Genomic DNA, 14,716 nt, shown 5'->3' with positions numbered 1-14,716 from the left:
CCACTGTCGTCTTCGTTGAAGGACATCGCGGCCAAGTTCCGTTCGCGGGGCTCGGAGGAGGAACCGCGCGAGGTACGCCGGGCAACCGCCCGCGACCTACGCAAGGAGCCTCCGCTGCCGGAGGACTAGTATTCCTCGGACTTAGCTGCCTGAACCACTTCGGCGAGCTTGGAAATCTCTTCGTGAGAAGGCCTAATATCTGGATGCGTACGGCAGTAGTCCAACAGCAAGTAACCGGCCGTGCGAATGCGACGATGCCCATCCCAGTGCGGAGCGGCGATTTTGGGGTCGTTGGTGGCCAGAGACGAGATGGCCTGGCGCTCGCTGAGCAGCTCGTACTGGAGATCGCGACGAATATCGAGTGCCTGATTCGGAGTGCCGGTTAGCAGCGCGCCGAGAAGAGCACCCATCTGTCGATAGCAGCGCGGAATATGACGCAGGTAGTGCTTCTCAATGCTCTCGGTCGGCCAGAAGTGCAGGACAGCGAGAGCCAGCGCGCAGGCGATACCGACTTCCAAAACACGATCGGTCACAATCGGTGCGAGCTCGCCAGCGACATTTCCGCCCAGCAGCAGCGCCAGCGGAGTGGTGACGATCGTCGTCAGCGCATAGTTCTTCACCACGAGAATCTCCGCGCCGAATTGGCAGGCTGCAAGCGCGATAAGTAGCGTCCAGCTGTCCAGGCCAAAGGAAAAGAGCAGCGCATAGAGGAAAATGCCGATAATCGAGCCCACCATGCGGTGAATTCCTCGAATCGAACCGGCGGTGCGGTCGGGGCCCCACTGTAGAGTCATCAATGCGCTGACCACCGCCCAGTCAGGCCGGTCAAGACCGACTAGCACGCTGATGAGACCAGCTAAGCCGCCAGTAATAGCCACCTTTGTCGCAGTCATCGACGCGTGAGAATAGCGCTCGAAAGAGCGGAAGACTCGGTAGCTTACGCTTGGCCGAGCGAGTGGAATGGTTGTCTGTGTCTCGTCGATAAGGTTAGGTGTGTCCACGATGTCCACAGCGCTGCCGTGCACGCCCAAGCGGCCGCGGATAGCAATCAGTCGCTGATGAGCAGCGATGACACGGTTGACCAGTTCCGTATGGGAGGGCTTGACGATTTTGCTGCCACGGATGATGCCTGCGTCGGCAAGCGATTCCCATGCGTCGGTGAGTGCAGTTTGCGCCTGGTGATGAACGGCGAACGATGTCGAGTCTGATTTTTCCATCGCCTCGATGGCTGATTCAAGGGATTGGACGGCCGCCATCTCGGGGCCGTGCGGATTCCACAACCGTGGTGCCATGCCGATGACTATCGCCGAAAGCACACCAACGGTAGCCCACATGGCGGTTTCAACCGGGTTGAAGCCAAGGCGGGCGACCATTGTGGTACCGCCTGAGACCATCACAATGAAGAATGAACCTGGTGGTGGCAGGCGCAGTGCGTTTTGGATAAAGGCGCCGGCGGTAGCCAGCGTCGTGGTAAAAAGCGCGATGAGCAGCAGCCATAGATTACTGTCGCCGGAAGCGATCTCACTGTGGACCACTGAGCCAACAAAACTGCCGGACATAACGCCGGCGACCAGGCACAGTCCGGCGATGGCCATCACGCGCAGGCGACTGCGGTAGGGGTGGCCTTCGCCATAGATGACCACGCAACCACCAGCGGCGATAAGGAGCATCTCCGAGCCATGGCCGGTGAGAAGTGCCACGGCACCCGGCAGGAATAGCGCGAGTGCTGCGCGGAGGGCACCTGGCCATCTCTGCGCACGGGAGTGGAAGGCAGTAAAAAGCTGCCATGCACTTGGTTGCGGAGGAAGCTCAACCGTTTGGCTCAATGTTGGTGAAATCTCCTTATCTCTATTGGGTTGTTATTGGCGCTGCCGCTGTGTGCAACCGAGAACTTTAGTCAGCGACCAGCGTCTCGAGCGTGAACTCCGGGTGCTCCTTCTCAATGAATGACAGCTTCCACTTGTCGCCGAAGAGGGCGATGAGGGCGCCGTCGGAACGCGTGAAGATCTCCACGCCGCGTTGCTTTGCAAGCTCCGGCGCGGTCTCTTCGTCCGTGCGGCGGGCGACGGAGTAGGGGATGGGATCTGCGATGGTCTCGACGTTGTACTCGTTTTCCATGCGCGCCATCATCACCTCGAACTGCATCGGTCCGACCGCGGCCATGACCGGGGCGGCATCGCCGCGGGCATCGTTGCGCAGAATCTGCACCACGCCCTCGGCATCGAGCTGGTCGACAGCCTTGCGGAACTGCTTGTACTTGCCCAGGCTCTTGGCGCGCAGGGTGCGGAAGTGCTCCGGCGCGAATTGAGGCATTGGCTTGAATTGAACCTTGCGGCCCTCGTAAATGGTGTCACCCGGCGCCAGCGAACCCGCATTGACCAGGCCGACAATGTCGCCCGGGTAGGCCGTCTCCACGGTCGAACGCGTCCGACCGAACACTGTCAGGGCGTACTTTGTAGAAAAACGGCGTCCCGACTGCGCATGCGTGACCTGCATGCCGCGGTCAAACTCACCAGAGACAACGCGCATGAACGCCAGCTTGTCGCGGTGGTGCGTATCCATACCCGCCTGCACCTTGAACACGACGCCCGAAAAATCATCCGTCGGTTCGCGCTTTTCGACGATAGCTCCCTGGCCGCCAGCCGCAGCAGCGGCAACGGCAGCCGGGTCGGACTCGCGGGCGCCAGGTGCCGGAGCCAGTTCGCAGAGAGTGTCCAGGATCTGGTGGACACCCCAATTCAGCATGGCCGAGGCGAAAATCACCGGAGAGGTGTCACCAGCGAGGTACATCTCCTGGTCGTGGTCAGCGCTATCGGCGGAGAGCAGTTCGGACTCCTCGGCTGCCGTCTCCCAGGCATCGCCCTGTTCCGCGGCGGCCTCATCTGGGGTGAGGTGCCGCTCGGCGGCAATGGTGGCACCACCGGCAGTGCGCTCGAAGCCGATGAACTGTTTGGCCTCACCGTCCTCGCCACGCTCCAGTAGACCGCGGAAGTCACCCGCCTCGCCGACTGGCCAGTACAGCGGTGTCGGCTGCAGGCCAATCTCCGCAACAATCTCATCCATCAATTCCAGGGGAGCCTTACCCGGGCGGTCCCACTTGTTGATGACCGTGACGATGGGAATTCCGTTGGACTTACAAACCCGGAACAGCTTCAACGTCTGAGGCTCGAGACCCTTGGCGCCGTCGACAAGCATGACAGCGGCGTCGACAGCCGTGAGCACACGGTAGGTGTCTTCGGAGAAGTCGGCGTGACCAGGTGTATCGACGAGATTGATCATGTATGGTTCGCCGTCGTGCCCCTCTGGTTGGTACTCGAACTGCAGCGCGGAAGAGGCAATCGAGATGCCGCGATCTTTCTCCATGTCCATCCAGTCGGACACAGTCGACTTGCGGCCGGCCTTGCCGTGGACAGCACCGGCTTCGTTAATGACATGAGCATGCAGTGCCAGCGCCTCGGTGAGCGTGGACTTACCGGCATCCGGGTGTGCGATGACGGCAAATGTGCGGCGGCGTGCTGCTTCTTCGGCGAGAGTTGTCACAGGGAGACTACGCTTTCCTTAAAAAGAAAATCGGAATAAGGGAATCGGGTTCAACCTTTCTAACTTACCGCTCCAGTGGGGTAAGGGGTCAATTACGTTGGGGCGACGTTAGAGGTTGAACAGTTCGCGCAGCGTCGTGATGACGCCTTCCTCCGCGTTCGACGGTGCGATGTCGGTGGCGCGGCGTTTGATTTCCGGGTGACCGTTGGACATGGCAAACGAACGGCTTGCGTGGTCGATGAGCTCGAGGTCATTCAGGTAGTCAACAAAGCAGACAGTTTCGGCAGGAGAGACACCGAGGGCCTCCTGCAGGGCGGCGAGTGCCGTGCCCTTGTTGGTGTTGGCGTCGATGAGGTCGACCCAATGTGCACCGGAGACTACCGCGCGCAGGTGCGGGCTCTGGGAACGCAAGTAATCGGCGGATTCGTCTTCGACGGAGTAAGGATCAAAGGCGGCAATTTTGACGATGCCGTCCTCGGCGGCGGCGACGATGACATCATCGACCTTCTGCAGCTTCAAGTAGTACTTGGCGGCCTCGTTGAATTGCAGCTGCTGAACTTCCTCCGAAATATTGAAATGCGGCGGGAAAAACTCCACGTATGCGCTGGCAGCGCCGCAGATGATAACCGATAGAGGAGTGCGCCCCGCTGCCACTCGGTTGTCGTTGAACTGGCGGATCGCGTGTACCAACTGGGTGACGATGTCGTGGTCGATACTGGTAACCGAGACCACCTCGCCCGCATCCGCGACATAGTTGCCGTTTTCCGCAATGATTGGGATGCGGTGTGCAATGGGGGCGAACTGGTCGGCCAGAGTGGCGTACTGGCGGCCCGATGCGGGAGCGAAGTGGACACCGCAGTCGAGCAGTTCGGTGACTACCGGCCAAAAGGAATCCGGGATTTCCTTGTCTTCATTTAATAGAGTCCCGTCCATATCCGTGACTACAAGGCGGTATGGCGGCTGGGCAGGAGATTGCTGCTGGATATCCAGGGGTTCCGTCATGGCTTTAATTCTAACGGGTAAGTAGGGTTCACTTTTCTTCCTCAGGTCGCCTCCCAATGCCTCCCCCGATTGGGTGAAAGCTGGGCCACAATACGGGGTACCCAGTTGAGGGCGATAGCCGGTGAACGGCGTGTGCGGGGTATTTTGAGGGGGAACTCATATTCATTTAAGCCAGGAGGATTTATGTCGGATTCGGCCCCCATCAAGCGCAATGACTGGAATGAGCGCATCAGCCTTGCAGAGCAGATGATCCCCCTCCTGGGACAGCTGCGGCGCAACAACGATGTCGTGACTTCAATCTTCGGCCGCCGACTGGAAAACGTCACCGAGACCGGCATCATTAAGTCGCACCGCTACGCCCGTCGCATTACCTCGCAGGAGCTGCCTCTGAGCCAGACTCTGCCGATTCTGCAGGAACTGGTGAAGATGGATCTCGGCACCGCCTCCATCGACCTGGGTGCCCTGGCTACCAGCTTCGAAGAGGAAGGCGGCGACCTGCGCGCATTCCTCGAGCGGGAGCTTGCCGAGGTTATCGGTGCCGGGACTCACACCCCGAAGACCGACATTGTCCTCTACGGTTTCGGACGCATCGGTCGTCTGCTGGCCCGCATTCTGCTTGCTCGTGAGGCACTGTTCAACGGTCCGCGCCTGCGCGCGATTGTGGTTCGCCAGAATGGTGAGGACGACATCGTCAAGCGTGCTTCGCTGCTGCGCCGTGACTCCGTCCACGGTGCATTCGACGGCACCATCTCGGTTGACCGCGAAAACAACATTATTTGGGCAAACGGCACCCCGATCCAGGTCATTTACTCCAACGACCCGGCAACTGTTGACTACACCGCCTACGACATTAACGATGCGATTGTCATTGACAACACCGGTCGTTGGCGTGACCGTGAGGGACTGTCGCAGCACCTTCAGTCCAAGGGGGTTTCCAAGGTTCTGCTCACCGCGCCGGGCAAGGGCGATGTAAAGAACATCGTCTACGGAATTAACCACAGCATCATCGAGGACTCTGACAACATTTTGTCGGCAGCCTCCTGTACTACCAACGGCATCACCCCGGTGCTGAAGGTCGTCAATGACAAGTGGGGCGTCGAGTTCGGTCACGTCGAGACCGTCCACTCCTTCACCAATGACCAGAACCTGATTGACAACTTCCACAAGGGTTCCCGCCGTGGTCGCGCAGCCACCCTGAACATGGTTCTCACTGAGACTGGTGCCGCAAAGGCCGTCGCCAAGGCTCTGCCGGAGTTTGAGGGCAAGCTGACCGGTAACGCGATCCGCGTTCCCACCCCGGACGTTTCCATGGCGGTGCTGAACCTGACTCTGGACACTGAGGTCGACCGCGACGAGGTTAACAACTACCTGCGCGAAGTTTCCCTGAAGTCCGTCCTGCGCCAGCAGATTGACTACATCCACTCACCAGAAGTGGTCTCCACCGACTTCGTTGGTTCCACCCACGCTGGCATCGTCGATGGTCTGGCTACCATCGCCAACGGTAAGCACCTAGTGCTCTACGTCTGGTACGACAACGAGTTCGGTTACTCCAACCAGGTCGTTCGCATCGCTGAGGAGATTGCCGGTGCTCGCCCGCGCGTCTACCCGAAGCGCAAGCACATCGACGAGCTGTAAGTCGGCGGTCCTGGGCTTGAGCTGTTGAGCCCTCGAACGCCCTCTTCCCCCTCCTAAACCATGGGGTTTGAGGCGATGGGGAGGGCAGGGGAGGGGACGGAGCTTTCGGTGCGGGAGGCCGCTATCGCCTACCGCTGGTGGACGTGGTTCTGCGCGGCTTCGGCGCGGATGCATGGGCCGAGTCAACAGGGCATAGATGACGTTGCAGCGGCTCCGGACAAGCCACATCACCGCGGCATTGTGCTTCTGTCCTTCAGCCCGTTTACGCAGGTAGTAGTCGCACGATGCGGGATGGCAGTTCGACGCGATCCACGCCGATCGAAACATCGCGTTTTTTCAACTGCTTATTGCCGACCCTGGTAGGAAACTAGCCGCGAACCGACGTACCCGACTGCCGGGTGGTCGGCGCAATGCCGACGTAAGCGGCCAAGTGCGCGGCGCCGGCGAAGTCCTGGCAATCGCCGATGGACCACAAGATGTTAGAAGCGGTCTTGATACCTACGCCGGGCATCGACATCAAGACCTGGGCAAGAGGGAAACGATTCGCACATCTCCTCGACTTGCCCGGCGATCGTGTCGCGCTGTGCTTGAAGCGCTTTGATGTTCGCCGCCAGCTGGGAATGACCAATTCTGCTGCTGCAGTGCCGGATACCGTGACAGTTTGCTCGGCAAGGGCGGCGAAAATTGCGTCAACCAGGGCAGCAGGGTCCTTCTTGGCGCGGTTGCGCATCCACTTCAGGACCCGGCCTCGACCTGCGGCGGTCAGTTTTGTCGGACCTTCGTAGTGGATGAGCGAGTCCAGCACCAGCGTGCGCGAGAGAATCTCGCCTGCAAAGACGCGCTCGAGTGCGGGGTGAATCTGTGTGAGCACGCTGCGAAGGCGGTTTTTCGTTCGGGTGGCGTCTTTGGCGATGTCGTCGTGGAATCCGGCGAGCATCTTCAGCGCTGCTAGTGTCTCGTCGTCGCGGTCGACTGCCCGCAGTGTGTGCGGCATGGTGCGGGCGGTGTCGGCGATGATGAATGCATCCCGGCGGACGGTTTTTGATCGTCCAGGGTAGAGATCGGCTGCTTTTCGTATGGCTAGGTCGGGGAGGTCTCCGACCGTGCAACCGCAGTCGCGGGCCACGGCGATGGGCAGGGTGCCGATCGTGTTGGGTTGATCGACAACCATGACAACGCTGCCGTGGGCCTGCATGGACGCGAAGATTTCGCGCCGTGCGGCGTCGTCTTGGGGCAGTGGTTTGTCGTAAATTCTCTCGCCGGTGTTGGTCAGCGCGCAGGCATGGTGGCCGGTTTAGCCGACGTCGAGGCCGATGATGATGTCGGGTGTTGTGGACGGTTCCATGGTGGTGTCCTTCTGTTGCGGCTGGTCGCCGGTGTCTTGGACATCCGTTGCAGGCACCCACGTTACGACGAGACCTCTGTTTGGTCCGTGTCCCTATTAGCTGTCAGCGGTTGTCCCCGGTGCCCGGTGGCAACACCCCCGGATTATGGAAATATCCACGCAGATAAGCCATGCCGGGCCTGGTGGCCGCGCCCCGTGAGGGGGGCACCATCACGGTAACGGGGGGGCGGGGGTAAGGTAAGTAAATTGAGCCTGGCGTAATGCGATAAGCATTGCCTAACCTAAGACTGTTTCAGGTGGTGTTCCCGATCGGGAACCGGCAACGGAAGCGAGGCGGCGACGATGAACGGAAAACGTGGATCGACCGGAGAGCCCCTCTCCGGAGGGGGAGCCGGGGACGCGGTGGCGTCGCAGACGGATGACGGGCGGTTGGTGCACGTCGCACCGGTCGCAGCGGGTGGCCGACCATCCACCCGCGACATGCTCGTCGCCGCCGCAATCGGCGTCGCGGGGTCTCTCATCATCGTGCCCCTGACCTACCTGCAGGTGTTCGCCGGCATCGCCCACGTTTATCTCGTCGCGGCGACGCTCGGGTTGTGGTTCCTGCAGTGCGTTGTTCCCCTCATCGTCGTCCGCAAGCTTGGCGCGAGCCTCATCGCGTGCCTTGCCATGGGCGTCGTGTCCGCGGCGACCACCCCGTTCGGCATCGCCGCAATCGGGGCGCTGATTATGGAAGGATTGCTCATCGAGCTTCCGTTCATGGTCACCCTGTACCGGCGGTGGACGCGTCCCCAGTTCGTGGCGTCGGCGATGTTGTTCTCCGCGCTGATGGGACCGATGGCCCCGCGCGCAGTCGGCGTCGACTCGCCGACCACTCCCATGACCCTGATCAGCTTCGCCGTAGCCTTGGCATCGAGCTTGGTGTTTTTGGTCCTGGGCTTTGCCGTCGCAAAGGGGCTTCGCAGCCGCGGGGTCACCCGGTGACCGGCGGAGCACCCGCGTGCGCCGGTGCGACACGCGGGACGGCCCCGGCCCGGTTACGGGTTAGGGGCGCGGGCGTGCGGCACGCCGATGGGCGATGGGCACCCGACATGGTGGATCTCTCCTTCGATTTCGGCACGATCAACGCCATCACGGGACCCGTGGGATGCGGAAAGACGAGCCTGGCCCACCTCATCGCTGGACTGATTCCCTCGCACATCCCCATCGACCATGCCGGATTCGTGCACATCGTCGATGCCGACGGCACCGAACGCCCCGTGGACGGGGACCTGGTCACCTTCGTCGGGCAAGACCCGGCGACGCAGGTGCTCACGCTCCGAGTCGTCGATGACGTGGCCATGGCCCTCGAGTTTTCCCTCGTGGAAGCCGGTATCGTCGCCAAGCGATCAGCCGAGGCTCTATCGGAGCTCGGCCTGTCAGAGCTCGCGGAGAAGGATCCGTGGGCTTTGTCGGGCGGGCAACGCCAGCGGATGGCCATCGCCGGTGCGGTGGCCAGGGCGCCGGAGGTCATGATCTTCGACGAGCCCGCGGCCCACGTCGACGAGGACGGTCGCCGGTCGCTGTTCGCCGCCATCCGTGATTTGCGGGCCCGGGGCGCGTCATCCTGCTCATCGAGCACGACCTCCGCCCGTTCGACGGGTGGGTCGACACGGTGACGATCCTCGATGCGGACGGGAGCGTCGCCGCCCACGGAGCGCCGGATGGCATCGCGGTGAAGGGCATTGCGACGACGGCCGCGACCGCCGGAACGCCGGACGCCAGTACGCCGGGCACGGGGGTGCCGGACCGTCCCAATCCGGAATCGGAGGCGGATGCCGTTCCACTGCTGGCCTTGACCGGAACCCACGTGACCCGAGGCGGGGAGAGGATCCTGAACGGGGCCGATCTGACACTGGAACGGGGCGAGATTCATGCCCTAGTCGGTGCCAACGGAGCCGGTAAGTCCACCTTGCTGGCGGTGCTGTCGGGCCAGATGAAGGCGGGAGTGGACCTCCGGATTGACGGCGCGTCTGCCCGGCGCGTCCCCGACGCCTTCGCGTCGTTGGCGTTCCAGAACCCCGAGCACCAGTTCACCCGCGCGACCGTCGCCGCGGAAATCGACTCCGCGCTGGCCGGCACGGACCCGCACGGGCCACTCGGCGCCGATGAGCTGCGGAAACTGCGGGAAGCCCTGTGCCCCCGGGCACTTGACCCCGTCTCGCCGTTCGTCCTGTCGGGCGGACAGAAAAGACGGTTGGGCATCTTCCTGGCGGTGGCGGCCAATCGCCGTTTGCTGCTTCTCGACGAACCGTTGGCGCACCTGGATTCGCCGAGCTCGCGCATCGTACTGGATGCCCTAGCGGAATACGCCGGGGCCGGCGGAACCGTTGTGTTCACGTGCCACGACCGCCGTGCCGCGCGAACGTGGGCGGATCGGGCGAGCATCGTCACCGAAGGGAAGGTCGCCTGGTCCGGTCCCGCGGCCGACGTGCCGGCTGCCCCGGAGTCGTCCCGGCGGGATCGCGCACTGCCCGCGGCCGGCGTACGGACGTCCGGGGACGAAAGCCCCTGGACCGGTGAATCCGCCGCTCGGAGGCGCGCGGGGTTGAACACCATCACGATTGTCGCGGCGGTGATGCTCGTCCTCGTCGCCGGGCTGCTCTCCGGCGAAGATGCCGTTCTCGCGCTGACGGGGGTCGCGTTCCTCGCACTCGCTGCGATCGCGGAACGCGACGTTCGGGCGACGGCGGGGAAGGTCCTCCTCGTCCTGTTGATCGGGGTGTTCTTCGGCCTGCTTGGGTGGCGCTCCGAGTTCTACGGCGGTGGGGATCCGGCGGAGGCCGTCCGCCACGGCATCCATCACGGACTGCTGTTGACGGCCGTGTTCGCGGGGACGGTCCTGGTCTCCGCGTGCATGCGCGTCGAGGAGCTTTTCGACGCCATGGTGCAACGCCTCCGGGTGCCCTACACATGGTGCACCATAGCGATTTCCGGGGTGAGCATCGCGGCGTTCCTGCGCAGCGAAATCCCCCATCTGACATGGGCGATTAGATTGCGCTCGATGCGACCGGGGCAGTCTTTCCGCTCCGGCTTCATTCGCGCGACGACGCCCGCGTGCATCGCCTTTCCCTTGTTCGTCAGCGCCGTGCGCTGCGCCGAAAAGCTGTCCCTGACCCTGGCGATGCGCAACTTCGGCCGCCATCCGCGGCGCACCTTCCGCACCGATCACCCCTGGCGAGTGCGTGACGGGTTCGTGGCCGCAGCGTCCGCCGCGGCCTTCGTCGTCGCCCTGGTGTCCGCAGTGACTTGACGGGCACCCGGAACCGGCGGGTCCCGGGCCCGCGAGCGTTTCCGAGCTTGTGCGGAGACGCGCCCCACCCAGTTGCTTCACCCTTTCAACCCTTCAGACACATCCTCCGGGTCACGCCATGCGGGCCCGGTCCGCCCGGCACCAGCATGGCGCCGACAACCGAAAGAGGTACCAATGAACACGATCCGGACCATCAGCGACGTGCTTCGGGACAAGGCCGATGAGACGAAAAAGGGGATCACCTTCGTCGAGAATCGGCGGGACGTCTTCGTCCCGTATGGCCGGGTCCATGCGGAGGCGGTGGCGGCTGCGACTCGGTTGGCCGAAGCCGGCATCGGCCCCGGCGATCGCGTGATCTTCCAGGTTTCGGAGAACCGCGGGCTCATCCGGGCGTTCTGGGGCTGCGTCTACGCCGGCGCGGTTCCGGCGCTTGCGCCGCCGGTGTCGGGCCCGGTTGACGTCGACAGGGTGCGGACGCTCTCGGACATGATGCCCGGGGCCCCGATCCTGGTCGACGAACGCAGTCACACGCTGCTCACCGGCGCAAACGGCGCCGTGGTCGTGGGCGAGGACCGGCTGCTCGACGTGTCCATCGTCAATGACGCTGCCGCGGAACCGGGTGCGGCGATGCCGGGTGATGCTGAATCGGACTTCTCTCAGGCGGGGGACGTGGATTCCGGGGATGGCGCCGGGGCGGTCCCCGCGTTCCCGGTGCGAGGTGGGACGGCCGGCGAAGCCCTCATCCAGTTTTCGTCCGGCTCCACGGGATCGCCAAAAGGCGTCATCGTAACCAACGAGTCCGTGCTGAACGGTCTGCGCGCGACGATCCCACGCCACGCGCACCGGTACGAGAACAAGATGCTCACGTGGCTACCTTTGACCCACAACCTTTCGCTGATCGGCTTCCACGTCTACGCCCTTTTTCGTGGGTACGACCAGGTGTTGCTGCCGGTTTCCGAGGTGGTCGCCGATCCCCCGAGGTGGTTCGAGGCCGTGACCAGGCACCGGCCGACGGTGACAGTGTGCCCGAACTTCGCGTTCAAGCATTTCCTGCGCTATCTCGAGCGCCGGCCCCTCGGGGATGACCACGGTTACGACTTCTCCAACGTCCAGAAGCTGATGAGCGGTTCTGAACCCATCGACGATCCATTGGCCCGGAAGTTCCTCGCGGCGATGTCCGCCATGGGCCTCCGGGAGGATGCCCTGACCTCCGCCTACGGAATGTCCGAAGCTTGCCTGCTGGTCACGACCCGGGACATCTACTCAGGTCTGTCCACGGTGCGACTTGACCGGACGGGCATCGCCACGGGGCAGCGTTTCGAGGACATCGAGAGCGAGTCCGGAGCTGAGTTCGTCGCCTTGGGCAAGGCCGTCCCGGGGATCTCGTTGACCATCCGCGATGACGGGGGCGGGGTCCTCGGCGACGGCACCGTCGGTGAAATCCACATCGCCGGCGCTCCGATGACCCGCGCCGCGATCACAGCAGAGGGGATCGTGGAGCACGAGCTCACCGATGACGGGGCGTTCGCAACGGGGGACATGGGCATTCTCCGTGACGGCGAGTTGTTCGTCCTCGGCCGGAAGAAGGACATCATCTTCGTCAACGGCCGGAATTACTATTCGGCTGATTTGGAAGCCGTGCTGGAGAATGCGCTTGACCGCGATGTTGCCGTTCTCGGCCGGAGCAACCCAGCCACGGGCGAAGAGGAGATCGCCGTGTTCTTGGCCAGGCGGACCCCGACCGATCGTAAGGCCGACGATGCGACCGGTGCCGGGCAATCGGACGGGGATGAACCTCCGATTGATGAACAGGCGGTGACCCGGTCCGCGACGACCGAGCTGATGCGCGTCGCCGGGGTGCCCGTCTCCCGGGTTCTGTGGGTCGACGAGCTGCCCGTCGCGTCGAACGGCAAGAAGCTCCGCCGCAAGCTCGAGGCTCTGCTCTGAGGCGATGACGATGACCAATGAAACGATCGCGCCGGCCGTCGCATCTACCGCCGTGGGAGAAGCCCGCACCGGGGCCCGAGTCGCCCCCGAAAGGCTGTCGGAGTCCATCGCCGACGCCATCGGCGTGCACCTGGATTCGGCGGACGTGAAACTCCGCGACCACATCCCGAACTCCCTGACTTTCCTCCAGATGCTGCTGGCGCTGGAGGACGAGTACGGGGTCACCATCGATTACGGGGCGATGGACCCCGGGGTCACGGTCGCTGATTTGGCGGCCGTCATCGACGCCGCCCGGGGTGGCGCTGATGCCGGATCTGCCGCAGGCGCCGCTGCCGGGGCCGACCCCGCTGTAGCGACGGGTGAGTCAGATGACGGCTGTGCCGGCAAAAATGGGGCCGATCCCGCGGATGCGGTCCCGCTCAATCCAATCCAGACCGCCTACCTGCTCGGCGCGGACGAGGACATCGAGCTTGGCGGCCAAGCGACGTACATTTACGCGGAATCCCGGCACGACTATTCGTTGCCGCAGGTGGAGGAGGCCGTGCGGACGGTCTTCGGGCGTCACGACGTGCTGTTCCATCGGCTCGATGTCGATGCCGGGGTCTTGAGCCCGACCGGCGCGTGCCTCGCCACCGTCGAGGTAGTCGGGTCCGGCGACGATGTCGACGCGGCGGTGGGGGAGATCCGTCGGGACATGCGAACCGCGGCGCGATCGTCGAACGAGGACGGTCCCATGGTCGCCGCGAGGCTGCTCGCAGATGCGGGCGGGTGCAGGATGTTCATCTACTTCAACATGATCGTCATGGATGCGGGTTCGGTGTACCTGTTCTTCGACGAGCTCGAATCCCTGCTGGCCGGGGAGCCGCCGGCTCCGGCTTCCAGATATGGGGATGCCCTGGCGGCAATCTCTGCGCGCCGGCGCGACGGGAAACGAGCCGAGGACCTCGCCTATTGGGAGAAGAAGGCCGCAGATCTGCCGCGGCGCCCGGAGTTCCCGGCGGCCGTGAGGGGTGACGACGATTGGTCGACCCGGCGCTTGGGCACGGTGCTCGACGCGGAGATCACCGCCAAGCTCGGCGAACGGGCCCGCCGCATTGGAGTTACCCTGTCGTCGCTGGTAATGGCCGTCAACGCCGCCGTCGTCTGCAGGTGGCTGCCCGAATCGGCGTTGACGGTCAACGTGACTGTCAGCGAACGCAGCGGCCTCGCCGCGGGCACGAGGGTGATGGGAGATTTCACTTCATCGATGCTCGTCGGCGTCGACGCCGGGAGAGCCGCGACCATCGACGGGTTGGCGGAGGCGATCGACCTGGACATTCGCGAAGGGCTGTCTCACCGCGGCGTTTCCGGTGTGGAGGTGCTACAGCGATTCCTCCGGGATGCGGCCAATCAGACCCAGGCCACTGCTCCGGTGGTGTTCACCAGCTACCTCGGCGGCGAGCGGGGCAGTGGGCGCAGCCCAGTCATCGAACGCATCTACACGCAAACCGCGCAGGTGTGCCTCGACATCCAAGTGATGCCGGCATCGGGCGGGATGACGTTGTCGTGGGACGTGGTCGACGATTACTTCCCTGCGGTAGATGCGATGTTCGGGGCCGTTGCGGAGGCCCTGGACGTGGTGGCGGAGGGGGGAGAGGCTCTGCCCATCCGTCATGCGGAGACGGAGGGGGCCGTCGCCCGCTACAACGACGCTGCGGGCCCGATCCACGATGACACCCTGGTTTCGCTTGTCGAAGCCGCATACGCGGCGACTCCGGACGCGCCGGCCGTGCGCCTCGCCGCCCGGGGCATCTCGTACACCTACGCCGAGGTCTGGGCCCGGGCCGGACGCATCGCCCGCCATCTCTCAGATTCCGGCGTCGGGGCGGAGGACGCGGTAATCGTGCGCTACACCAAGCATCCCGACGACATCGTCAACATGGTCGGCGCATTGCGTGCGGGAGCCGCATTCGTGC

At 63.6% G+C, this 14,716-nt stretch carries 9 protein-coding genes and 1 pseudogene; 6 read left to right on the top strand and 4 right to left on the bottom strand.

The window, feature by feature from the left end; all coding sequences use genetic code 11:
• Positions 1–125: 125 nt before the first annotated feature.
• From HMPREF3011_RS03315 to HMPREF3011_RS03305, 3 genes are all read right to left on the bottom strand, one after another.
• Complete coding sequence (locus tag HMPREF3011_RS03315) at positions 126–1,826, bottom strand: FUSC family protein (protein WP_038626251.1); 1,701 nt, start codon at positions 1,824–1,826, stop codon at positions 126–128.
• Positions 1,827–1,893: 67 nt separating this feature from the next.
• Positions 1,894–3,540, bottom strand: coding sequence for a peptide chain release factor 3 (locus HMPREF3011_RS03310; protein WP_070841135.1), 1,647 nt, complete (start codon positions 3,538–3,540; stop codon positions 1,894–1,896).
• Positions 3,541–3,648: 108 nt separating this feature from the next.
• Positions 3,649–4,542, bottom strand: coding sequence for a Cof-type HAD-IIB family hydrolase (locus tag HMPREF3011_RS03305; protein WP_038626246.1), 894 nt, complete (start codon positions 4,540–4,542; stop codon positions 3,649–3,651).
• A gap of 183 nt (positions 4,543–4,725) precedes the next feature.
• Here HMPREF3011_RS03305 and HMPREF3011_RS03300 point away from each other — a divergent pair, with 183 nt between their 5' ends.
• The gene (locus tag HMPREF3011_RS03300; protein ID WP_038626244.1) at positions 4,726–6,177 is read left to right on the top strand and encodes a glyceraldehyde-3-phosphate dehydrogenase; all 1,452 of its coding nucleotides are present in this window, start codon (positions 4,726–4,728) and stop codon (positions 6,175–6,177) included.
• A gap of 183 nt (positions 6,178–6,360) precedes the next feature.
• Here HMPREF3011_RS03300 and HMPREF3011_RS03295 read toward each other — a convergent pair.
• Positions 6,361–7,465 (bottom strand): annotated as a pseudogene (locus tag HMPREF3011_RS03295) (IS110 family transposase); the annotation flags it as partial.
• A gap of 459 nt (positions 7,466–7,924) precedes the next feature.
• Between HMPREF3011_RS03295 and HMPREF3011_RS03290 the strand changes: the two are divergent.
• The 5 genes from HMPREF3011_RS03290 to HMPREF3011_RS03275 form a co-directional block, all read left to right on the top strand.
• A complete protein-coding gene (locus HMPREF3011_RS03290; RefSeq protein WP_235191264.1) occupies positions 7,925–8,506 on the top strand; it encodes an ECF transporter S component in 582 nt (193 codons plus the stop codon).
• A 107-nt stretch (positions 8,507–8,613) separates the two neighbouring features.
• Positions 8,614–9,180: an ABC transporter ATP-binding protein gene (locus HMPREF3011_RS11335; protein WP_246821394.1), complete on the top strand. Its 567-nt coding sequence runs from the start codon at positions 8,614–8,616 to the stop codon at positions 9,178–9,180.
• Positions 9,177–10,814: an ATP-binding cassette domain-containing protein gene (locus HMPREF3011_RS03285; protein ID WP_246821393.1), complete on the top strand. Its 1,638-nt coding sequence runs from the start codon at positions 9,177–9,179 to the stop codon at positions 10,812–10,814. The genes HMPREF3011_RS11335 and HMPREF3011_RS03285 overlap by 4 nt, the downstream gene beginning before the upstream one ends.
• 174 nt (positions 10,815–10,988) lie before the next feature.
• On the top strand, positions 10,989–12,761 hold the full coding sequence (locus HMPREF3011_RS03280; RefSeq protein WP_070841134.1) for an AMP-binding protein: 1,773 nt from the start codon (positions 10,989–10,991) through the stop codon (positions 12,759–12,761).
• A gap of 10 nt (positions 12,762–12,771) precedes the next feature.
• On the top strand, positions 12,772–14,716 hold a 1,945-nt coding region (locus tag HMPREF3011_RS03275; protein WP_141764747.1), incomplete at its 3' end, for a condensation domain-containing protein.

This window comes from Corynebacterium sp. HMSC074C04, from assembly GCF_001838295.1.
Lineage (GTDB): Bacteria > Actinomycetota > Actinomycetes > Mycobacteriales > Mycobacteriaceae > Corynebacterium > Corynebacterium amycolatum.
The sequence above is the reverse complement of the archived record's forward strand: the minus strand, read 5'-3'. Positions and strand labels throughout refer to the sequence as shown.